17 protein-coding genes and 1 pseudogene are annotated in these 22,519 nt (G+C 70.6%); 6 read left to right on the top strand and 12 right to left on the bottom strand.

All coding sequences use genetic code 11. The annotated features are described in order from the left end of the window. Positions 1-7: 7 nt before the first annotated feature. The 4 genes and pseudogenes from ID574_RS62700 to ID574_RS06675 all read right to left on the bottom strand — a co-directional run. Positions 8-322, bottom strand: a pseudogene (locus ID574_RS62700) (ATP-binding cassette domain-containing protein); the annotation flags it as partial. Then, positions 322-2,058, bottom strand: a complete 1,737-nt coding sequence (locus ID574_RS06685) for a branched-chain amino acid ABC transporter ATP-binding protein/permease (protein ID WP_188187823.1) — start codon at positions 2,056-2,058, stop codon at positions 322-324. The pseudogene ID574_RS62700 and the gene ID574_RS06685, both read right to left, overlap by 1 nt. Then, positions 2,055-3,263 (bottom strand): ABC transporter substrate-binding protein, encoded by a 1,209-nt coding sequence (locus tag ID574_RS06680; RefSeq protein WP_188187822.1) that lies wholly within the window; start codon positions 3,261-3,263, stop codon positions 2,055-2,057. The genes ID574_RS06685 and ID574_RS06680 overlap by 4 nt, the downstream gene beginning before the upstream one ends. Next, positions 3,224-4,099 (bottom strand): branched-chain amino acid ABC transporter permease, encoded by an 876-nt coding sequence (locus ID574_RS06675; RefSeq protein ID WP_188187821.1) that lies wholly within the window; start codon positions 4,097-4,099, stop codon positions 3,224-3,226. The genes ID574_RS06680 and ID574_RS06675 overlap by 40 nt, the downstream gene beginning before the upstream one ends. A 152-nt stretch (positions 4,100-4,251) precedes the next feature. Here ID574_RS06675 and ID574_RS06670 point away from each other — a divergent pair, with 152 nt between their 5' ends. Next, complete coding sequence (locus ID574_RS06670; protein WP_188187820.1) at positions 4,252-5,208, top strand: helix-turn-helix domain-containing protein; 957 nt, start codon at positions 4,252-4,254, stop codon at positions 5,206-5,208. A gap of 103 nt (positions 5,209-5,311) precedes the next feature. Here the strand turns inward: ID574_RS06670 and corA are convergent, their stop codons facing one another. After that, entirely contained in the window at positions 5,312-6,478 is a 1,167-nt protein-coding gene (corA, locus tag ID574_RS06665; protein ID WP_188187819.1) for a magnesium/cobalt transporter CorA, read from the bottom strand. A 197-nt stretch (positions 6,479-6,675) separates the two neighbouring features. Further along, a complete protein-coding gene (locus ID574_RS06660; protein ID WP_188187818.1) occupies positions 6,676-7,647 on the bottom strand; it encodes a magnesium transporter CorA family protein in 972 nt (323 codons plus the stop codon). 271 nt (positions 7,648-7,918) lie between these two features. Between ID574_RS06660 and ID574_RS06655 the strand changes: the two genes are divergently transcribed. Next, positions 7,919-9,064 (top strand): magnesium and cobalt transport protein CorA, encoded by a 1,146-nt coding sequence (locus tag ID574_RS06655; RefSeq protein ID WP_188187817.1) that lies wholly within the window; start codon positions 7,919-7,921, stop codon positions 9,062-9,064. A 45-nt stretch (positions 9,065-9,109) separates the two neighbouring features. On the opposite strand, the gene ID574_RS06650 is transcribed toward ID574_RS06655, so the two are convergent. Continuing rightward, complete coding sequence (locus tag ID574_RS06650) at positions 9,110-11,095, bottom strand: heavy metal translocating P-type ATPase (RefSeq protein ID WP_442939231.1); 1,986 nt, start codon at positions 11,093-11,095, stop codon at positions 9,110-9,112. Positions 11,096-11,455: 360 nt separating this feature from the next. Further along, entirely contained in the window at positions 11,456-12,409 is a 954-nt protein-coding gene (locus ID574_RS06645; protein WP_188187815.1) for a LysR family transcriptional regulator, read from the bottom strand. A 121-nt stretch (positions 12,410-12,530) separates the two neighbouring features. Between ID574_RS06645 and dnaE the strand changes: the two genes are divergently transcribed. Beyond that, positions 12,531-16,067: a DNA polymerase III subunit alpha gene (gene dnaE, locus ID574_RS06640; protein ID WP_262495946.1), complete on the top strand. Its 3,537-nt coding sequence runs from the start codon at positions 12,531-12,533 to the stop codon at positions 16,065-16,067. Continuing rightward, complete coding sequence (locus tag ID574_RS06635) at positions 16,064-16,372, top strand: DUF6300 family protein (protein WP_188187813.1); 309 nt, start codon at positions 16,064-16,066, stop codon at positions 16,370-16,372. The genes dnaE and ID574_RS06635 overlap by 4 nt, the downstream gene beginning before the upstream one ends. Positions 16,373-16,480: 108 nt before the next feature. Here ID574_RS06635 and ID574_RS06630 read toward each other — a convergent pair whose 3' ends face one another. Next, positions 16,481-17,503, bottom strand: coding sequence for an extracellular solute-binding protein (locus tag ID574_RS06630; protein ID WP_223166417.1), 1,023 nt, complete (start codon positions 17,501-17,503; stop codon positions 16,481-16,483). A 123-nt stretch (positions 17,504-17,626) separates the two neighbouring features. After that, complete coding sequence (locus ID574_RS06625; protein ID WP_262495945.1) at positions 17,627-18,640, bottom strand: LacI family DNA-binding transcriptional regulator; 1,014 nt, start codon at positions 18,638-18,640, stop codon at positions 17,627-17,629. A gap of 483 nt (positions 18,641-19,123) precedes the next feature. Between ID574_RS06625 and ID574_RS59520 the strand changes: the two genes are divergently transcribed. Then, positions 19,124-19,261, top strand: a complete 138-nt coding sequence (locus tag ID574_RS59520; protein WP_223166416.1) for a hypothetical protein — start codon at positions 19,124-19,126, stop codon at positions 19,259-19,261. Positions 19,262-19,348: 87 nt separating this feature from the next. Here ID574_RS59520 and ID574_RS06615 read toward each other — a convergent pair whose 3' ends face one another. After that, the gene (locus ID574_RS06615; RefSeq protein ID WP_188187811.1) at positions 19,349-20,152 is read right to left on the bottom strand and encodes an SAM-dependent methyltransferase; all 804 of its coding nucleotides are present in this window, start codon (positions 20,150-20,152) and stop codon (positions 19,349-19,351) included. 147 nt (positions 20,153-20,299) lie between these two features. Between ID574_RS06615 and ID574_RS06610 the strand changes: the two genes are divergently transcribed. Beyond that, positions 20,300-21,130, top strand: a complete 831-nt coding sequence (locus ID574_RS06610; RefSeq protein WP_188187810.1) for an SPFH domain-containing protein — start codon at positions 20,300-20,302, stop codon at positions 21,128-21,130. 49 nt (positions 21,131-21,179) lie between these two features. On the opposite strand, the gene ID574_RS06605 is transcribed toward ID574_RS06610, so the two are convergent. Beyond that, positions 21,180-22,394: an NHL repeat-containing protein gene (locus ID574_RS06605; protein ID WP_188187809.1), complete on the bottom strand. Its 1,215-nt coding sequence runs from the start codon at positions 22,392-22,394 to the stop codon at positions 21,180-21,182. Between the last annotated feature and the right edge of the window lie 125 nt (positions 22,395-22,519).

Genomic DNA, 22,519 nt, shown 5'->3' with positions numbered 1-22,519 from the left:
GGGGACGAAACCCCCTGCGCGTGGCCAGCCGGAGGTTCTCGGCGACGGTCAGCGACGGGAACACGCCGCGGTCCTCGGGCATGAGGGAGGCCCCCCACCGGGCGAGCAGGTCGGGACGGCCCGGCGGCACGGCCCGGCCGTCGAAGACGACCTCTCCGCCCTGCCGGTCGGCCAGGCCGAACACGGTGCGCAGCAGGGTCGTCTTGCCGGTCCCGTTGCGTCCCAGCAGCGCGACCAGCTCGCCCGCCGCGACGGCCGCGGTCACGTCGCGCACGACGTTGGCCTGACCGTATCCGCCGGATACAGAGGTCAGCACGAGCATCAGCCCACCCCCAGGTATGCCTCGCGCACGGCCGTGTCGGCCACGATCTCGTCCATGGCGCCGTGGGCGATGATCCGGCCGCCGTGCAGCACCACGACGTCGTCGGCGAGCTCTCTGACGATCTCCATGTCGTGCTCGACGACGAGCATGGCGCAGCCGGTCCGTACGGTGATCTGTCTGAGCTCACGGGCCAGCCGCAGGGCGTCCTGCCGTCCCATGCCGGCCGCCGGCTCGTCCAGCAGGACCAGTCGCGGGGCTCCGGCGAGCACCATGGCCAGTTCCAGGCGCCGCCGGTCGGCCAGCGGCAGGGCGCCCGCCGCCGCCGCGTCGTCGGTGACCAGGTCCCGGTACTCCTCAGGGAGCTCGGCCCTGGCCGGCGCCTCCATGCGTGCCAGCCGGATGTTGTCGGCGGGTGACAGCTCGGTGACGACGCTGGGGATCTGGAACATGCGGCCGACGCCCATGCGCACCCGGCGGTGCACCGGCACGCCCGAGGCGTCCCGGCCGAAGATGCGCAGCGTGCCGGCGTCGGGCGCGAGCTGGCCGGCGACGATGGCCAGCAGCGTGCTCTTGCCCGCGCCGTTGGGCCCGATCAGGCAGACGCACCGGCCCGGCCGGAGGTCGAGGTCCACGCCGTCGAGGACGCGGACGGGGCCGAAGGACTTGGCGATCCCCCGCAGGCTGAGCGCGGCGTCGCGGCCGGCCTCGGGCGGCGTCGCGGGCCGTCCGCCCCGGGAGACGGGCGGAGCCTCGGCCCCTTGGAAGGCGGGTGGTGCCCCGGAACCGCCGCCCCGGGAGGCGGACGGGGGCAGCGTGACCTTGGGTGCGCCGCCCGACAGCCAGGTGCGGACGAGCCCGGCCAGCCCACCCGGTACGACCTGGACGAGCAGGACGAACAGTGCGGCGAGTCCGAGGACGTACCAGCCCTGCCAGGCGGTGCCCAGGAGCTGCTGGCCGGTCGTGAGCGCGACCGCGCCGAGCAGGGCGCCCAGCGTGGACTCCCGTCCGCCCAGGGCGAGCCAGACCAGGACGCTGGTCGACAGTCCCAGGCCGAAGACGGACGGCGAGACCAGGCCGGCGACGGGCGCGTACAGGGCTCCGGCGACCGCCGAGACGGCCCCGCTGGCCGCGAAGGCGGCGGATCGGACGCGGACGGTGTCGATGCCGGACTGCGCGGCTCGCTCCGGGTTGCGGGCCGCCGCCGTCAGCCGCGCGCCGAACCGGCTGCGGACGATCAGCCAGGTGCACAGACCCACCACCACGACGACGGCGGCCAGCGTGCGGTAGTAGGTCGTGACCACGTCGGAGGTGGACACCGTCAGGCCGTTGGTCCCGTTGGTGAGGGGCGTGAGGGTGGTCGCCGCCTTCTGCAGGAGCAGGCTGACCCCGAGCGTCAGCAGGATGAGCGGCGCGTCGGGGATGCCGGACGCCAGGCCGATGCGGACCACGATCAGCGCGAGCCCCGTCGCCGCCGCCAGGGCCACGACCAGCGCGAGCGCCAGGGGAACGTCGTGTTCTTCGCTGAGCGCCACCGCGTAGGCGCCGCAGCCGAAGAACGCCGCGTGGCCGACGCTGAGCAGTCCGGCCCGTCCCCAGGCCAGGTCCAGGCCATAGGTGAACAGGGCGTAGCACAGGCCGAGCGTCAGGGTGGCGACGGCGAAGGCGCTGAGCCCGAAGGGGGCCGCGGCCAGGGCGAGCAGCAGCAGCGCGGTGGCGGCCGCGGCCCGCCTGCTCACGCGCACCCCTGCTTGGCGACCTTGTCGGCGACCGGGCCGAGGTTGCGCGTCACCTTGTAGGCCCCGCCGGGGCCGATGGTGGTCTCCAGCATGTCCGCCTGCAGCAGGTGGTTGGCCGGCTCGAAGTGGGTGCCCTTCCCCAGCGGGGAGTCGAACCGCAACCGCCCGATCTCGGTGTTGATCGCCTGCCCGTCGTTGCGGCCGGCCTTGCCGGCGGCGGCGAGGAAGAACTGGATGCCGAAGTAGGCGTTCCCGGCGACCTCGGGCAGGGGCTGCGTCCACTTGTACTTCGCCCGGTAGTCGGCCACGAACTTCTTGCTCTCGGCGTCGTCGAGCTGATCGGTCCAGCGCACGACGTGGGTGCGCCCGTTCACCAGATCGGAGAGCGCCGGATAGTAGTCGGAGTCCAAGGGCGCGCCGTCGTAGCCGAGCTTCGGGGTGATCAGCCCGAACTGCTGGGCCTGCCGGCTGAAGGCCACCGCGTCCGCGCCGACCACCATGGACAGCAGCACATCGGGTTCGGCCTCCTTCAGCCGGGTGACGACCGGCTGCCAGTCGGTCTGGCCGAGGGGGCTGTACTCCTCGGCGACGATCGTGCCGCCGGCCGACTTGACGATCTCCTTGGCGATGCCGGCGTAGAAGTGCGGGTAGTTGTAGTCCGACCCGGCGATGGCCACGCGCTTGCCGTACGTGCGGATCAGCTCCGGGACGCTGGGCTCGAGGATCTGGCGGGTGGATTCGCCGAAGCCCCACGAGTAGGGGAAGCATCCCTCGGTGTCGCCCAGGATGGCCGTGCCGAACGGCACCTTGGCGTCCTCGGCCACCCTGCTCACGGCCTCGGCGGTGTCGCCGGTGATGGTGCCGAACAGCATCGACACGCGGTCCTGCTGGATGAGCCTGCGGGCGAGCTGGGTGGAGGTCGCGGGGTCGCCGGCGTCGTCGACGACGACGTACTCGACCTTCTCGCCCCCCACTCCCCCGCTGTCGTTGACCTTCTGCACGCCCAGCTCGAAGCCGCGCTGGAGCGCCTTCCCCGTCTCGCTCACCGGGCCGGTGAGCGGCACCACCACGCCTATCTTCAGCGGCGCCCCGGCGTCGCCCGCGGCGCTGGAGACCGCTGAGCCGCTGCACGCCGTCGTGGCCAGCAGGGCCGCCGCGACACTGGTCAGGACGACCGTGCGGGAGAAAGGATGCGACGGGACCATGAGAGCAACCTCCGTACGTGGGAACGCGACCGGAGCGCCGCGGTCCCGATGATGACGATGTAGAACAGCGCGTCGGCGAGCGTGTCGGTGAGCCAGGTGCGCAGCAGCACGGCCAGGGCGGCCACCAGGAGCGCCGCCGTGACCGCGGTCCCGAGGGCGCCCGGGCGGCTGAACAGCAGGGCGAAGAACATGGGGACGAGCAGGCCGAAGCCCATCGTGGGGTTCACCGCCAGGAGCGGGCTGTACAGGGCGCCCGCGAGGACCGCCAGCATCCCGCCGATGACGAAGGCCGCGCTCCGCATCCGGCGCGGATCCGTGCCGAGCAGCGCCGCCATCGTCGGGTTGTCCGCGACGGCGCGCATCGTGAGCCCCCAGCCCGTCCGGTAGGCGACCAGCAGGACGCCTGCGATCACTGCCACGGCCACCAGCCCGGACACCAGGCGGTACGCCGGATAGGGGGTGCCCAGCAGCTCGACCGTGCCCCCCGCGGGGGCCGCGACGGTCCGGGACGTGGAGGTGAACAGCAGCTCGGCGCCCTGCCGCAGCGCCATTCCCACACCCCAGGTGACCAGCATCGTGGCCAGGCCGTCCGCGAGCGGGCGCCGCAGCAGGACCCGCTCGATCGCCAGCAGCGGCAGGACGCACAGCGCGAGGGCCAGCAGCACCCGCCAGCCGAACGCCACGGTGGTGGCGGTGACGGCCACGTACGCCCCGGTCATCGCCAGATCGCCCTGGGCGAGGTTGACCACCCGCAGCGCGGCGAAGATGATCGCGACGCCGAGGGTGAGCAGGCCGTACAGCCCGAACTGGCTCAAGATGGCGAGCAGAACGTCCACGCCCTGGTCCGCCTTTCACCGCGTTGACCGGTAGGAATGCTCAGATGATGGCCGCGATGCGATGGACGGACTGGTACGAGAGCGCACACTTGTGGTCTTCCAGTGCTTGGGCCGACACTGAAGCACGCGCGACTGCTGGTGGAGGAGCGGCCATGCCCATCGAGCGGAGACAGGACGGCACCCTCGTCTACGGCTATCTCGACCCCGCCGCACGCCAGGGTGCGCGTGCGCCGGACGCCGTCCTCGTGCGCGACGAGGGGCGCCCGTACGAGGCGGAGATGAGGCCGTACCGCTTCGGCATGCTGGGCGCCTGCGAGATCGCCGGCGATGACGGGGTCCGGGTGAGCTCTCTGCCGTCGGCGACCGGCCCGGAGGGAGATCACCTGCTGGGCCTGCTCCGCTACGGACACGGCCGGCTGGAGCAGGACGGCCGCCTCGCCTCGATGTCGCCCGGCGAGTTCATGCTCTACTCCGGTGCGCGGCCGTTCCGCCTGCGGTTCGACGGCCCCTATCGCTATTTCCTGATCAGGATCGCGCCGGGCACGACGGATCATCTCCTGGATGCGGCCCGCGGCGTCACCGCCAACCGCGACATCCTCCGGCTGCCCACCTCACGCATCCTGGCGGCCATGCTGATGGAGATGGCCGATCAGGCGCCGCAGCTGGGCCCGCTGACCGGGCGCGAGCTGGGCCACCACGTCACCGGCCTGCTCGGGTCGGTCCTGCGCGAGTCGTCCCGGACAGGTCCGCCCGGCGACGGCGTCTCGCTGCTGGAGCGGGTACTGGACCACATCGACCGCCACCTCGGCGACGACCTGCCTCCCGGCGCGATCGCCGCCGCCCACAACGTCTCCCTGCGCTACCTCCACAAGCTGTTCGAGCATCAGGGCCACACCGTCGGCGACCACGTCCGCCGCCGGCGGCTCGACCGCATCCGCCGGGACCTCGGCGATCCCTCGCTGGCCCACCTGCCCGTCCAGGCCATCGCCGGACGCTGGGGGATCAAGGATCCCAGCCACTTCAGCAAGCTGTTCCGCTCGGAGTACGGGATCTCGCCCCGCGAGTTCCGGCGGGAGGCGATCGAGCAGCCCGCCTCGCCCTCCGCGTGACGCCCGACCGCCGCCGCGCGGCCTCGAGTCCTCGAGGCCGAACTCCCACGCCGGCCGGGCGTTCGGGCCGGCGGACGCCGTGGTGAGAGCGACCCCATGGTGCTTACAGCCAGTCGCGGCGTTTGAAGACCACGTACAGCACGAGCGAGATGAGGGCCATGAGGAACAGCGCGAACGGGTAGCCCCATGCCCATTTCAGCTCGGGCATGTGCTCGAAGTTCATCCCGTAGGCCGTGCCGATCAGGGTCGGGGCGAACAGGATGGCCGCCCACGCGGAGATCTTCTTGACTTGCTCGTTCTGGGCGTGGCTGGACGCGGTGAGGCGCCGCATCTCCTCGTTCTGGGCCTGGGTGACCAGGGTGGCGTTGATCGTCAGGATGTCCTGCAGCATCTGGCGGAAGCCGTCCACCCGTTCGGCGACGGTGGTGGCGTGGTCGGCGACGTCACGCAGATAGCTCTGGAGCTCCTCCTCCAGGCCGTGGCCGGGGAATCCGGCGGACAGGTTCTCGATCATCCTGATCAGCGGGCGCGTGGCCCGCTGGAACTCGATGACCTCACGCGACAGCTCGTAGATGCGGCGAGAGACCTGGGGCTCGCTGCGGAACACCTCGGTCTCGATCTCGTCGATGTCGTGCTGGAGCCCCGCCACCACGGGGGCATAACCGTCGACGACCGCATCCAAGATCGCGTACAGGATCGACTCGGGGCCTTGGCGGAGCAGGTCCGGGTCGGCCTCCATCCGCTTGCGTACCTGCCCCAGGTCTGGGGTCTCGCCGTGCCGGACGGTGAGCACGAAGTTGCGGCCCACGAACACGTGCAGCTCGGCGAAGTCGACCTCCTCCACCTCGTCCAGATAGCGGGCGGCGCGGAGCACCACGAACAGCATGTCGCCGTAACGATCCAGTTTGGGCCGCTGATGGGCCACGATGGCGTCTTCCAGCGCGAGCTCGTGCAGGGCGAACTTCTCGGCCAGCGACACCAACTGGTGCTCGGCCGGCCGGTACAGGCCGATCCAGGCCACGGCGTCGGGGCGGTCCTCCAGGCAGCGGTAGGTGTCGGCCAACGTGGGCGGCGACTCGACCCGGCGGCCGTCGATGTAGACGGCGTTGTCCACGACGCTCTGCTCGACCGGCGGGGCTTCGACGACCCGCGGGTCCATGGACAGCTCCGGCGGCTCCCTCCGGACCTCCACGTCCGCACCGGCCCGCGACGGCCCCCGCCAGAGCGGGACCCGTGGCCGCCGACGCTTGTCGGACTGCTGGTCGGACATGTGGAACCTTCGGATGGAATGTCGCCGCGCTCGGCAGGTCGCCGCCGGTTGCCGCTGTGAGAGTTGTTCACTACCCGCCGCGATCGGAACAGAACCTGGCACTGTCCAAGGTCAGAAGGCCCCGCGCGGTGACGGCCGGGAGCCGCCGTCGGGGCGCTGAGCACCCCGGACGAAGGCGAGGTGGCCGTGGGCGCACGTCAGAGCCAGTCGCGTTTCCGGAAGGCGAGGAACAGCCCGACCGAGGCGACCACGATGACGATGGATGAGGTCCAGAAGCCGATCGGCTGCTCCGCGCCTGGATACGGGACGTTCTGGCCGTAGAAACCCGTGATCATGGTCGGGATGGCGATGATCGCCGCCCAGCCGGTGAGCTTCTTCATGATGTTGTTGAGCCGGAAGCCCTGCTGGGTCAGGTAGGTCTCGCGGATGTTGCCCACGAGATCGCGCAGGGAGTCGGTCCACTCCGTCACCCGCAGCACATGGTCGTAGACGTCCTGATAGTACGGCGCCATGGCGGGCTCGACGACGTGGAGGTCGCGCCGGATGAGGCTGTTGACCACTTCGCGCATGGGGAGGACGGCGCGCCGGAACTGGACCAGGTTCTTGCGCATGGCGAAGCTGCGGCGCTGCATTTCACGGCCGCCGAGCTCCTCGTCGAAGAGCTGATCCTCGAGCTGCTCGATCTGGTCGTCGAGGGCCTGGATGACCTGGAAATGGCCGTCGACGACGACGTCGAGCAGGCCGTGGAGCAGGAAGCTGACACCGTGCTTGGCCAGGTCCCGGCTGCTGTCCCAGCGCCTGACGACCTCGCCGATGTCGAAGCTGTCGTTCTCCCGGACGGTGACCAGCGCGTTGCGGGTGACGAAGATGTTGATCTCGGTGGAGGTGAGCCGGCCGCTGTCGGCGTCGAGGCGCTCACCGTAGACGGTCAGGAACAGATGGCTGTCGTAGACATCCAGCTTCGGCCGTTGCCTGTCGTGCAGCACGTCCTCCACGGCGAGCTCGTGCAGACCGAGCTCCTCGCTGATCACGGCGAGATCGGCGGCGCTGGGGGTGCACAGGTCGAACCAGATCGCGCAGGACGGGTCCGACACGTGATCGGACACATCGGCAACGGGAAAGCCCTCTGCTTCCAGGACGCCGTGACGGTAGAGACGGGTACGAGCCATGGTCGCCAACAATAGGCTCCCCCACTGACGAGTGCCATGCTCCGGACTTGTTCTGCTCGTCAGGGGCTATGGGATATGTTGGGCGTGTTCTTCCGGTACCGCCGGGATCGGCCCGAGGGCGAGGAGGTGAGGCTGCATGAGCAGTCAACCTCCTAGTCGCACCTGCTGAAGTCCGTCCATCCCGGTTGCCACCCGCACCCACGCCCCGACGCTCTCCTGGCGCGGTGGCGTCGCTGTGCCGAGTGGCCTCGCTGGTTTCTGGAGGTCCCCCATGTCCGACTGGCGGTCGCGTGTCCTGCGTCCCTCCCGCCGAGCCGCTGTCCACGCGCGAGAGCCGTCCCCCGAGGAGTCGATGGACCCGCGCGGCTCCCGCCCCTCCCCCGCTGTCGACGGTCAGGTGGTGGACGCCGCCCTCTACCGGCACGGCAGGCGCCTCGACAGCCCCGCCACCCCCAGCGACATCCGCACCCGGCTGCGCCGGCAGTCCGGCACCATGGGCTGGATCGGCCTCTACCAGCCGGATGAGGCGCAGCTGGCCGCGCTCGGCCAGGAGTTCGGCCTGCACGAGCTGGCCATCGAGGACGCCGTCGTGGCCCACCAGCGGCCCAAGCTGGAACGCTACGGCGACACCCTGTTCGTCGTGCTGCGCGCCGCCCGCTACGACGACGCCGCCGAGCAGGTGGTGTTCGGCGAGATCCACCTGTTCGTCGGCCCCGACTTCGTGCTCACCGTCCGCCACGGCAACGCCCCGACGCTGCACCCCGTCCGCGAACGCATGGAGGCCGACCCCGACCTGCTGGCCCGCGGCCCCGAAGCGGTCCTGTACGCGGTGCTCGACCACATCGTCGACGGCTACGCCCCGGTCGTCGCCGGTCTGCAGAACGACATCGACGAGATCGAGACGGAGGTGTTCGGCGGCGACCCCGGCGCCTCCCGGCGCATCTACGAGCTGTCCCGCGAGGTGATCGAGTTCCAGCGCGCCGCCCGCCCGCTGCTGGCCATCCTGGACGGCCTGAGCGCCGGGTTCGCCAAGTACGGCACCGAGGAAGAGCTCCAGCGCTACCTGCGTGACGTGGCCGACCACGCCACCACCGTGGCCGAGCGGGTCGACGGCTTCCGGCAGATGCTCGCCGACATCCTCACCGTCAACGCCACCCTCGTCTCCCAGGCCCAGAACGAGGAGATGAGGATGATGACCCAGGCCAGCCTCGCCCAGAACGAGGAGATCAAGAAGATCTCCTCGTGGGCGGCCATCCTGTTCGCCCCCACCCTCATCGGCACCGTGTACGGCATGAACTTCCAGCCGCCCGGCATGCCGGAGCTGCGCTGGGCCTACGGTTACCCCTTCGCCCTCGGCCTGATGGCGCTGACCTGCCTCGGGCTGTATCTGGTCTTCAAGCGGAAGGACTGGCTCTGACCCGCTCCTTCGCCTGCCGTCGGAGGGCGACGGGGTCGGACATGGTCATCGCGCCCCGCCTCCGGAGGCCGGGGTGGCGGCGCGGCGCCAGGCGGCGTCACGGAGCAGACGCAGGCCGTTGAGACCGACGATGACGGTGGAGCCCTCGTGCCCGGCCACGCCGAGCGGCAGGGGCAGCTCCCCGAACAGGTCCCAGGCCACCAGCACCGCGATGAAGGTGCCGGCGATGACGAGGTTGGCGACCACCAGGCGGCGGGCGCGCCGGGCCAGGGAGACAACGGCCGGTACGGCGGCCAGCTCGTCCCTGGTGATGACCGCGTCGGCCGTGTCCAGGGCCAGGTCGGAGCCGGCCCGGCCCATCGCGATGCCCGTGTGGGCCGACGCCAGCGCCGGCGCGTCGTTGACGCCGTCGCCCACCAGCGCCACCCGCGCGCCGCGCTCCTGCAGCTCGCGTACCGCCGCCACCTTGTGCTCGGGCAGCAGACCGGCACGCACGTCGTCGATCCCGACCTGCCCGGCCACCCTGCCCGCCGCCCGCGGGTTGTCGCCGGTGAGCAGCACGGGCGGCGCCGCGGTCACGGCCTTCAGACGGGCGACGGCGTCGGCGGCGCCGGGCCGCGTACGATCGGCCAGGCCCAGCACGGCGACGGGCACGCCGTCCACCCGCATCACCACGGCGGTGTGCCCGCTCTCCTCCAACTCGGCCACGGCACTCTGCACGTCAGCCGCGTCCGTCTGCGCCGGGTGAGCGGCGGGGCTGCCGATCTCGATCAGCCGCCCGCCGGCCCGGGCCCGCACGCCGGCCCCCGGCACCGCCTCGAACCACTCAGCCCGTGCCCAGTCCAGCCCCTTCTCCCGGGCCGCCCGCACGACGGCGCGCCCGAGCGGATGCTCCGACCCCTCCTCGGCCGCGGCCGCCAGCGCCAGCACCTCGTCCTCACCACCGGCCAGGACACGGACCGCGGCCAGGTGCGGCCGGCCCTCGGTCAGCGTGCCGGTCTTGTCGAAGGCGACCCGGTCGACGGCGGCGAGCTGCTCCATCACCACGGCGGACTTGACCAGCACGCCGTTGCGCCCGGCGGTGGCGATGGCGGCCAGCAGCGGTGGCATGGTGGCCAGCACCACGGCGCACGGCGACGCCACGATCATGAACGTCATCGCCCGCAGCAGGCTGTCCTGCAGCGACACGCCCCACAGCAGCGGCAGCGCGAACAGCGCGAGGGTCGCGGCGACCATGGCGACGGAGTAGCGCTGCTCGACCTTCTCGATGAACAGCTGGGTGCCCGCCTTCGTGGCGGTGGCCTGCTCGACCATGGCCACAATCCGCGCGATCACCGTCCCGGCCGCGGGGCGGGTCACGCGCACCCTCAGGACGCCCACGCCGTTGAGGGTGCCGGCGAACACCTCGTCGCCCGGCCGCTTGTCCACGGGCAGGCTCTCGCCGGTGATGGTGGCCTGGTCGACGTCGCTCGTCCCGGCCACGACCTCGCCGTCGGCGCCGATCCGCTCGCCGGGACGGACCAGGATGATCTCGCCGACCTCCAGGTCGGCGGTGTGGACGAGCTCCTCCTCACCGGTGTCGGTCACCCGGGTTGCCTGCTCGGGGGCCAGGTCCAGCAGGCCGCGTACGGAGTCCTCGGTGCGCTTGGTGGCCACGGCCTCCAGCGCTCCCGACGTCGCGAAGATCACGATGAGCAACGCGCCGTCGAAGACCTGCCCGATCGCGGCGGCGCCGATCGCCGCGACGACCATCAGCAGATCGACGTCGAGTGTCTTCTCGCGCAACGCCCGCAGCCCGGCCAGCCCGGGCTCCCAGCCACCGGCGGCGTAGCAGGCCAGGTAGAGGGCCCACCACGACCATGACGGCGCCCCGGCCAGCTGGGCGAGACCGCCGGCGGCGAACAGCGCGGTGGCGGCGAGGGCCCAGCGGACCTCGGGCAACGACCCGGCTCCTGTCCGCCACCACGTACCCGCGCGGGAGGTCGCGGCGGCGGGGACCGCGTCAGGGCGAGATCTCAGTTCTGTGGTCACCGCGCCATCATATCTGCGCATTCACGCATATACGTAGGCAGTCATGCTCGCAGAAGACCACCCCGCCGTCCGGTCAGCCGAAGCGTCCGGTGCTGGCGACGGCGACGAGTCGGCCTGCATGTTTCGCGGTGACATTCCTCCAGCTTTGTCACATTCGGTCCTGGCGCCCTGGCAGACAGGACCGCGAAGGTGGTGCACGATCGAGGGTGTTCGACTGACATCCTCGGGCGGCCTCGATGAGAGCACGGTGAGAACACCACGGCAGGCGGCGCCGTCGTCGCGGCGGGTGCGGACGCGGCGAAGCCCCCTCGTGGGACCGGGGGTTCTACGAGCGGGTGCGGCCGGGCGAGCGGAGCGACGTCACCAGAGCTCGGCTGAGCGGGGTTCGAGGAAGGCGGCGCGGTCGGGGTCCGGCAGCCACTGGCGGCGCGGGTCGTACGGACGGAAGGTGCTCTCGACGAAGCGGATGAGCCGGGCCAGCACCGGGTGATGGTTCTGCCGGTGGTAGAGCAGCGAGTACGGGTAAACCGGCGCGGGCTCGACGACCGGGATCTGCACCGTGCCCGGATGCCAGGGAATCCGGCAACCCGGGCCCACGAACCCGATGCGCCCGCCGGAGCCGATCCCCTCCACGAAGTACTCCCAGCCGAAGTCCGGCCCCGAGGCGTCGATCCGGATGTCGAACGCGTCCGCCAGGAAGCGGTAGAACTCGGCCCACTCGCTGCCGGGGACGTTGCCGGGCATCCACACGGTCACCCCTGACAGCCGTTCCACCTCCACGTGCCGCCGGTCGGCGAGGGGGTGGTCGCGGCCGACCAGCAGATGCACCGGCTCGAGGTAGGCCGGCACGTGCCGGAGGTCCTCCTCGAGCGTCCCGCTGACGCGGGCGAGGGCGGCGTCGATGGAGCCGTGGGAGAGTGCGCCGCGTGCCGATCTGAGCCCGTTGGAGGTGATGACCTCGATCTCCACGTCGTCCACGGTCTGGTGGAATGCCCGGACCAGGTCGATGGAGGGCAGCCGGGTGTCCAGCACGTCGACCCGCAGGGCGCGACGTCGGCTCCGCAGCAGGTCGAGTGCCTGGTCGGCGATGCCGACGAGGGCACGCGCATGATGCAGGAAGGCCCGGCCGTCCTCGGTGAGACCGGCCCCGTTGCGGGAGCGGAAGAGCAGTCGCACGCCGAGGTCGGACTCCAGCTTGGCGATCCGCTTGGAGACGGCCTGCTGGCTGATGCCCAGCCGGGCCGCGGCCTCGCTGAAGTATCGGTCCTCGGTGACGGCGACGAAGGCGCGGACCGTGCTCAGATCGAGGTCCACATCTGTTGGTTGTGGCGTATCGGTGTGTTGGTTGTTGGACAATCGCGCATGCTCTCGGGTCGAATGCTCGGGTTCGCGACTGAGCTTACAACCAGAGGGCGTGGTATTCGTGGGATCTTTCGTGCATCTCCACGTGCACACCGAGTACAGCATGCTCGACGGCGCCGCCAAGGTCGGCCTGCTGATGGACGAGGTCTCCCGGCTCGGGATGCCGGCGGTGGCGATGAGCGATCACGGCAACGTGCATGGGGCGCACGCCTTCTACCACGCGGCGCGCAAGGCGGGGATCAAACCGATCATCGGCATCGAAAGCTATGTGGCCCCCGCCTCGCGGCGGCATCGCCAGCCGGTGTACTACAGCGACGACCTCGCGCTGCGCCGGTCCGACGACGAGACCGGCGAGGGCGGCGACGTCTCCGGGCGCGGCCTGTACACCCACATGACGATGTGGGCGGCCGACGCGCAGGGCCTGCGCAATCTGTTCCGCCTGCAGTCCCGTGCCTGGCTCGAAGGGCATGTCCAGAAATATCCGCGTATGGATGATGAGCTGCTCGCCGAGCACGGCCGGGGGATCATCGCCACGACCGGCTGCCCCTCGGGCGAGGTGCAGACCAGGCTGCGGCTCGGCCAGTACGACCGGGCCGTCGAGGCCGCCGCCCGCTACCGCGACATCTTCGGGCCTGACAACTATTTCCTGGAATTGATGGATCACGGCCTGGCGATCGAGCGCCGGGTCCGCGACGACCTGCTCAGGCTCGGCAGGGAACTCGGCCTGCCGCCCCTGGCCACCAACGACTCCCACTACGTCACCGAGGACCAGGCTCAGGCGCACGACGCGCTGCTGTGCGTGGGCACCGGCAAGCGTCTCGCCGACGCCGACCGCTTCCGTTTCAGCGGCAGCGGCTACTTCATCAAGCCGGCCGGGCAGATGCGGGCGCTGTGGGACACCGAGGTGCCCGGTGCCTGCGACAACACCCTGCTGATCGCCGAGCGGGCCGGCGACTACGGCGAGGTGTTCGCCCACCGCGACCTCACGCCGCGTTTCCCCGTCCCCGAGGGCGAGAGCGAGTCCAGCTGGCTGCGCAAGGAGACCCTGCAGGGGGCGCGCCGCCGCTACGGCGACCATCCGCCGCAGGAGGTGCTCGACCGGATCGACTACGAGCTGTCGGTCATCGACGCCATGGGCTTCCCCGGCTACTTCCTGGTGGTCGCCGACATCTGCCGGTACGCCCGGGAGAACGGCATCGGCCTGGGCCCCGGCCGCGGCTCGGCGACCGGATCGATCGTCGCCTACTGCACGGGCATCACCCAGCTCGACCCGATCGAGCACAAGCTGATCTTCGAACGCTTCCTCAACCCCGAGCGCGTCACCATGCCGGACGTCGATCTCGACTTCGACGACCGGCGGCGCGACGAGATGATCGACTACGTCACCCGCAAGTACGGCGAGGACCGGGTCTGCCAGATCGTCACCTTCAGCACCATCAAGGCCAAGGCCGCCATCAAGGACTCCTGCCGCGTGCTGGGCCTGCCCTACGCTCTCGGCGACCGCATCACCAAGGCCTTCCCCGCGGCGGTCGGCGGCAAGGAGATCCCTCTGGCCGCCATCCACGACACCGGCCATCCACGACACGGCGAGGCGGCGGAGCTGCGCCGGCTGTACGAGCAGGACGCGGACGTCAGGCGGGTGGTCGACACCGCGGCCGGCATCGAGGGCCTCACCCGCGGCACCGGCGTCCACGCCGCCGGCGTGATCCTCTCCAGCGAGCCCCTGATCGACGTGATCCCGCTGGTCAAGCCCAAGGCCGACGGCCCGGTCATCACCGGATTCCCCTTCACCCAGGCCGAGGACATGGGCCTGCTGAAGATGGACTTCCTCGGTCTACGCAACCTCACCGTGATCGGCGACACGATCGCGAACGTCCGCGCCAACAAGGGCGTCGACATCGACATCTTCGATGTCCCGCTCGACGACGCCACGACGTACGAGCTGCTGGCGCGCGGCGACACGCTCGGCGTCTTCCAGCTGGACAGCGGCGGCATGCGGGTGCTGTTGAGGCTGATGCAGCCCACCACGTTCACCGACATCGCCGCCGTCAACGCGCTCTACCGGCCCGGCCCCATGGAGATGAACGCCCACACCAACTACGCGCTGCGCAAGACCGGCAAGCAGCCGGTCGAGCCCATCCACCCCGAGCTCGAGGAGGCGCTCGAGCCCATCCTGGGCGACACCTACCACCTGGTGGTCTTCCAGGAGCAGGTCATGGCCATCGCCCAGCACCTGGCGGGGTATTCGCCCGGCGCCGCCGACCTGCTGCGCCGCGCCATGGGCAAGAAGAAGAAAGAGGTCCTGGACGCCGAATGGGACCGCTTCTCCGCCGGCATGCGCGGGCGCGGCTTCTCCGACGAGGCGATCAAGGCGGTCTGGGACGTCCTGGTGCCCTTCAGCGGCTACGGCTTCAACAAGTCCCACACCGCCGGCTACGGCCTCGTCTCGTACTGGACCGCCTACCTCAAGGCCAACCATCCGCAGGAGTACCTGGCGGCGCTGCTCACCTCCGTCGGCGACGACAAGGACAAGATGGCCGTCTACCTGGCCGACTGCCGCCGCCTGGGCATCAAGGTGCTGCCCCCGGACGTCAACGCCAGCCGGCTGGACTTCGCCGCCGTCGGCTCCGACATCCGCTTCGGCCTCGGCGCCGTACGCAACGTCGGAGCCGCCGTCGTCGAGGCCGTCATCGCCACCCGTGACCGCGAAGGCTCCTACACCGGCTTCAACGACTTCCTCGCCAAGGTCCCCTCCGCCGTCTGCAACAAACGCGTCATCGAGTCACTCGCCAAGGCGGGCGCCTTCGACAGCCTGGGCCATAGCCGCAAGGCCCTGGTCGCCGTCCACGACCAGGCCGTCGACGCGATCATCGACGTCAAGCGGAACCAGGCCCACGGTCAGGACTCGCTGTTCGGCGAGTCCGGCCGGAACGACGGCGCCTTCTCGATCGCGATCCCCCAGGAGGAGTGGGACCAGGCCACCCTGCTCGCCTTCGAACGCGAAATGCTCGGCCTCTACGTCTCCAGCCATCCCCTCGACGGCGCCGAACGCGTCCTGAACGCCAACCGCGACAGCGCCATCGCCGACCTGCTGGCCTCCGGGCGTCAGGACGGCCCGGCCCGGGTCAGCGGCATCGTCTCCGCCCTGCAACGCAAGGTGACCAAGCAAGGCAGCCCTTGGGCCATCGTCACCCTCGAAGACCACGACGCCGCCCTGGAAGTGCTGGTCTTCCCCAAGACCTACGCCCTGTACGGCGAAGGGCTGTCCCAGGACCGTGTGATCTCCGTACGGGGACGGATCAACGTACGCGACGAGACGATGAGCATCTACGGGGAAGAGATCACCCTCCTCGACATCTCCCGGCCGGACACCGAACGCCCCGTGGTGATCTCGATCCACGAAGCACAGCTCAACCCCCGGCTCGTCCAGGAGTTCAAGCACATCCTCACCGCCCACCCCGGCCGCGCACCCGTCCACGTACGCGTCCACCGCCACGACGCCGCGAGCGTGCTCCTCGACCTCCAGCCCTTCCAGGTCACCCCGGAGCCCGCGTTCTACGGCGACGTCAAAGCCCTGCTCGGCGCCGGCGCGATCGGCGGCTCGTCGTGACCCGCGACCTGACCTGCCCCCGATGCCGCACCCCCAGCGTCCTGGCCGTCCTGCGCCGCCCGCACACCTGGACGAACGCGTCACGCAACCAGGTCCGGGGCGTCGGCGAAGTCCTGCTCTGCGCCCGCTGCGACGCCGGCGACCCCCTCGTCACGTACCTCGTCGTCCATGAGTCCGTGCAGCCGGAGGACGCGGCTCACCTCGCGCGGCTGCTGCTCCACTGGATCGATGGGACGCGGCCTCGGAAACCGGACGAAACCGCGCTGAAAGCCGAGGCCGAAGCCTGGTATCGCGGCGAGTTGTGACCTGAGAGGGGGGCAGTGGGGCGGGCTGACGCATCAGCCCGCCCCACCTCGGATCAACGTTCAGCGGCAGCAGCCCGGACGATGCCCGAATCCCACATCAGCGGCGTGTCATCGAAGACGACGGCGATCTTGAACTTCGTCCCGGCCGTGATCGTTTCCGGAAGCGTCACACTGCCCTTCTGGGCCTGGTCGAAGGAGACCGCCCGCGGTCGACTTGGCCGCGCCGGACAGGAAGACCGGGCCCCAGGCCGCGGTGATCCAGGTGGCGTACTTGCCCCTGTTGAGTGCGGAGAACCAGGGGTCGGTGAAGTCGGGCTCGACGCCGATGACGCCCTCTTTCGCGAGCCCGCCCCAGTAGGTGGCGAGCTTCTTGGAGATCTCGTCGTTGACCTTGACGGTGATGTCGCCCTTGTTAGCGCTAACATAAGGCTTCGCCCCGGCCTGCCAGAGAAGGCCGTGCCACGCGGCGGCCTCGTTCGAAGCCAGGTTGGTCAGATAGAGGTCCGGATCGGCCGCGTGGAGCTTGCGCGCCGCGGCGGCGAACTCGTCCCAGGTCTTCGGCACCTCGATGCCGTGCTTGTCGAAGATGTCCTTCCGGTACAGCATGCCCATCGGGCCGGTGTCCTGCGGGATCGCCCAAACCTCGCCGCCCGGGCCGCTGACCTGCCCCCACGTCCAGTCGACGAACTTGTCCTTCAGCGCCGACGCCCCGTAGGGCCGCAGGTCCAGCAGGCTGTCGGTGATCGTGAACGTCGGGATGTACTGGTACTCGACCTGCACGACGTCGGGAGCGCCGGTGCCCGCCTTGAGCGCCGTGCGGAGCTTGGTGTACTGCGGCACGCCCTGGCCGGCGTTGACGACCTTCACCTTGATCGCCGGGTACTTCTTCTGGAAGAGCGCGACCTCCTGCTGAATGTCCGGGACCCAGGTCCAGAACGTCAGCTCGGTCGGGGTGGACATCGCCTTGTCGATCTCGGCCTGGCTCACGGCCGCGGCGGCCGAGGGGGCTGACGACGCGGTGCCACCGCCGGCGCCGCCGCCGCACGCGGCCAGCGCCACGCACAGCGACATCGCTCCGGCCGTGGCGAGGACGAGCCGGCGGCTGATGGGGGAATGACTGGATGGGGGCATGGGAGAACTCCCGTCAATGGGCAAAGGCGATCGCCACGCCTGGCGACAGGCGGGACGGGGGGACGAGAAATAGGGGCCACACGGTGGCCGTGACGGGTCTGACGTGGAGCTGATCGACGCTGATCAGCCAGAGGTCGCACGCCCGCGTCCCGGGGTCTTCCGGGGCGGGGGCGCGGTCGAGGCGCGGACGACGAGCTCGACCGGGTGGTCGGGCGCCTGAGGGAGGTCTTCGTGAGGCTGCTCGATGGCATGGACGAGGAGCTGGAGTCCCGCCGTCGCCACGGCGTCGAACGGCTGGCGCACCGTGGTGAGCGGAGGGGTCACGTACGCGGCGACGGGGACGTCGTCGTAACCGACGACGCTGACGTCGTCCGGCACCCGGCGGCCGGCTTCCAGCAGCGCGCGGATGACGCCGATGGCCATGTCGTCGTTCGCGGCGAACACCGCCGTCAGGTCGCCGTCTTCGGCCAGCCGGCGTCCCGCCGCGTACCCGGACGCGGCCGACCAGTCGCCCTCGACGACGGGCGGTTCGCCGAGGCCGCGGGCCGCCAGCGCAGCGCGCCAGGCGGCGAGACGCTCCCTGGCGGCATACCAGCGCTGCGGCCCGGCGACGTGACGGACGGTCGCGTGCCCCAGATCCAGCAGATGCTCGGTGGCCGCGTGAGCCAGCTCGCCGGAGCCGACGCCCGCGGTCACCACCCGAGGGGCGGAGAAGGGCAGGGGCGTGCCGAAGACGAGGACGGGCACGTCGGCGCGGACGAGCTCCGCCCCCTCGTCGATCGGCTCGGAGATGACGATGCCGTCCACGCCCTGCTCCAGGAGCGATTCCACGGCGCCGGCGATGCCCGTGGGGTCGCCCTCCACGGTGCTGACCACGCGAAGCGCATAACCCGTGGCCCGGACGGCCCGCTCGATGCCCATGAGCAGCGAGGCGGGACCGTAGAGGGCCGTACCGAGCGTCACCACGCCGATGGAACGACTCCGCCCGGAGGCGAGCGCGCGGGCGGCGTTGTTCAGCCGGTAGCCGAGCTGCTCGGCGGCGGCGAGCACGCGCTGACGCACCTCGGTCGAGACGTACGGCTCGTTGTTGAGGACCCTGGACACGGTCTTCTGCGAGACGCCCGCCAGGCGCGCCACGTCCACACCTCGCGGCATGGAGGCGCTTGCGCCCCGCCTCACTTCACGTGTTATGGTCACTCTCCTGCGGAAGGCCGATCCTCGCGTCTGTCCAGGTCAGCCATGTGACTGCGCAGTCATGTCTGCGCAGTCATATCTACGCAGGCCGGGAGGCGCGCGTCAAGAGCCCGCAACATACCCGTAACCTTGCGCCCCTCCCGACACCTCTTGACTCCCACCTGAGGCGCTGTCGCCCATCCCCAACGCGCCTGGTGGCCGACTCCAAGAACATCGGCCACTACATCAGGCTCACCCCGGACAACCGCCTCGCCTTCGGCGGCCGGGCCTGCTTCGCCTCATCCCACCGGCCTGGTGGGGCGGCAGCGTCGGCTCCAGCTACGACCGCATCCCGCACGCCGGAGAGAACAACGGCCTGTACTACTCGGGCGGCTACTGAGGCCACGGCGTGCAGATGGGCCACCTCCATGGGCCGCGCTCGCCGACATGATGGACGGCCGTCCCGAGGCCAACCCGTGGCGCGGGCTCGGCTTTCCCAAGGTGCCCGTGCCGTTCTCCAACGGCACGGGCTGGTTCCTGCCGTTCGCCGGCGCTCACTACAAGGCCAAGGACCGCTTCAGCTGACGCCGGAGAACCTGCCTCTCCTAGCGGCCGGCGTCCGGGCCGCGAGGGGCGTTCTCAGAAGGCGGAGGCAGGCCAGGCGCGCCGAGGTCATCGCTTGCGGGCGATGCCTCCGTACATGAGCCGCTGGCCCACGCTCAGTTGATCGGGCACCGGCCCGTCCGGCCGCCACAGCGGCAGCGGCACGACCCCCGGCTCCAGCAGCTCGAAGCCGTCGAAGAACCCGGTGATCTCCTCCGGGGTCCGGAATCGCCCGGTGCCGAGCAGTGCGAGGTACTTCTTCTCGGCGTCCCGCGCCTCCTGGCTGGAGTCGCAGAAATGCGTGACGAACAGGTGACTGCCCGGCGGCACCGCCTCCATGTACGCCTCGACGATTCCCTTGGGGTCCTCGTCGTCGTGCAGGTGGTGCAGGATGCCGACGAGCATCACGCCCACCGGGAGGTCCAAGTCGATGAGCGTGCGGACGGCCGGGTCGGCGAGGATGGACGCCGGGTCGCGCAGATCGGAGGTGACGACCGCGGTGTTCTCGTTCTCCGCCAGCAGCGCCCGCCCGTGCGCCAGCACCATCGGATCGTTGTCGACGTACACCACCCGCGCCCGCGGGTTCGCCCGCTGCGCGACGTGGTGAGTGTTCTCGACGGTCGGCAGGCCCGAGCCGAGGTCGAGGAACTGGGTGATGCCCTCGGCGCACATGAGCCGGACGCCTCGGCCGAGGATCTGCCGGTTGTAGGCCGCGACGTCGTAGATCTCGGGCACGACCTTCGCGATCTCGGCGACGAAGGCCCGGTCGACCTCGAAGTTGTCCTTGCCGTTCAGGACGACGTCATACGCCCTGGCGATGCTGGGCCTGGTGGTGTCGATGGCGGCCGGCCATGTCTCTGAGTTGTCCCCCACGGATGATTCCTCCTTGTGGTTCCGGCCTCAGGTACCGATGATCATAAGCCGCGCGCAAGCAGTCCATGGCATCCCTGACACCAATATGATCGCTGGCCTCTGCTTGAACCGACCCCCGACCACCTCACCACCCGAGGAGATCTCGAAGTGACCCGCACCCTTCCCCTTGGCCTGCTCGCCGTCGTGCTCCTCACGGGCTGTTCGGTCACGAACGTCGAGCCCGACGAGGCCGGCATCGTCTATGACGCGGGCATGTTCAGCTCGACCACGTTCCAGGAGTGCCTCAAGCCGTCGACCCGTGACGTCTCGGGGCCCGGCGACGAGGGCTACCGCTACCCCAACGGCCAGCGCACCTTCGACTTCACCGGCCGGGAGGCGTCCGAGGGCAAGCCCATCACGTCGGTCAGCAAGGACGGCCAGGTGATGACCATGGCCGGCGGGCTCACCTTCTACTTCTCGGCTTCCGACTGCAAGAAGCTGCAGGCATTCCACGAGAACATCGGCAAGAAGTACGCGGCGTACGAGTCCGACGGCTGGACCCGGATGCTCCAGTTCTACATCGGCAACAGCGTCGAGCGGGCCATGGACGAGGCGACGCTCAAGTACAGCTGGCGCGACCTGTACGCCAACCCCGCGCAGAAGGCGCTGTGGGAGCAGGACATGGCCAAGCTGACCAACCAGTACGTGGCCAGCCTGACGCAGGGGCAGTACTTCGAACGGCTGCAGTTCATCATCCGCCAGCCCGAGCCGCCCAAGTCGATCGTGGACGCCCAGACGGAGACGCAGGCCGCGCAGGAGCGCCAGAAGGCGCAGGAGGCGGAGAACACCCGCGCCCTGACCGAGCTGAAGTCGCTCGAAAAGCTGGCCAAGGTGCTCGGGCCGCAGGGCGCGATCCTCTACAAGGCCATCCAGGACGGCAAGGTCTCGATCATCCCGGTCCCGACCGGCAGCGCCGTCAACGTCACACCCAAGCAGTAGTGATGGCCGGAACCGCCTGCCGGGCCCCGGCCGGGGGCGCGGCCACCCCTCAGCCTGGGATGCGTTCGGCGTGCCGTACCTCCTGCAGGCCCGGCAGCGGGAAGGCGCCGAGCCCGGCCCCCGTGTCCGGGTCCAGCCTGATCACCTGATCGCCCGCCCCCACCAGCAACTCGCCGGCCGTCCAGGTCACGCCGCGGGCCGGGCCCGGCAGGGCCCAGGCGGCCAGCGGCGCGAGCGTCTCCCCGTCGGCCACCAGCACCCGCGAACCCACCGCCACGTAGACGCGCCGACCGCCCGCCGCGGCGTACGCCTCTCCCCCGGGCTGCTTGCCGAGCAGGCCGCTGCGGCGGATCACCTGGTCGTCGGTCGAGGCCACCACGATGGTGCCGGTGGAGGCGTCGAAGGAGTACAGCCGCCGGCGGGCCGCGTCCAGCGCGATCGTGTGCGCCTCGTGCGGGCCCAGCCCGAACGGCGCGGGCAGGTCCAGGCAGTAGGCCCACCTCTGGTCCAGGTTGAGCACGTGCACGAAAGCGTGCACGCCGGGGCTCTGGTCCCGCCCCGCCGCCAGGTCACGCGTGTGCAGGTGGTCGTCCTGGTGGGTGTAGAGGGTGTAGAGGACGCCTGCGGAGGGGTCGAGCACCGCCTGGCGCCCCCGCCCGCGCATCTCCTCCTCCGCGCCGGGCCGGACCTGTGTCTTGTCCCGTGTCTGCAGCGGCTGCAGCGTGCCGGCGTCCAGGTCGTACATCCGCACCCGGTAGCGGTCGGGCGCCTCGGGCGGCAGGTGGTCGAGCAGGTACATGATCCGGCCGTCGCCGGAGAACGCCTCGGGCTCGATGTTGCCGTCCAGCTCGACCGTACGCGTGCCGTTGTCGCCGACCAGCGTGATCCTGGTACGGCGACGCGGCCCGGGCGGCGGCCCCACGGCGATCATTCGGGCGGAGACGGCCTTGATCTGCCGGCCGTCGACCGTTTCGTCCGCCAGCAGGGCGCCGGTGCCGACCTCGTAACTGCGTAGGCGGCCGTCCTTGAGCTGGTGAATCCTGGTCCAGGCGCCGTCGGCCACGGCGGCGGGGTAGGCGGCCTTGACCGCGCCCTTGGCCAGGTCGACCACGACCAGCCCGGCGGCGGTGGTGGCGAACAGCCGGCCCGGCTTGGGAGCGGGGACCGCGGGCGCGGCCTTCGTGGCGGGCCGCTCGGCGGCGCAGGCCGACACGGCGGCCACCGCGCCGAGCGCGAATGCCTGACGTCTTGTGAGGGAGGACACGCTCTCCTTACACCGCCCATGCCCGCCAGGTTCCCGCCGGCACCCGGCCAGGGTTGTCATGGCGCGATAATGCGGTGGTCGCTGATCCGGAGGAGTCCGGACCCCCCGGATCAGCGCCGCTGCTT

It is taken from the genome of Nonomuraea sp. SYSU D8015, assembly GCF_008065375.1.
In the GTDB taxonomy this organism is placed as follows: domain Bacteria; phylum Actinomycetota; class Actinomycetes; order Streptosporangiales; family Streptosporangiaceae; genus Nonomuraea.
This window is presented reverse-complemented; position numbering and strand designations above follow the sequence as displayed.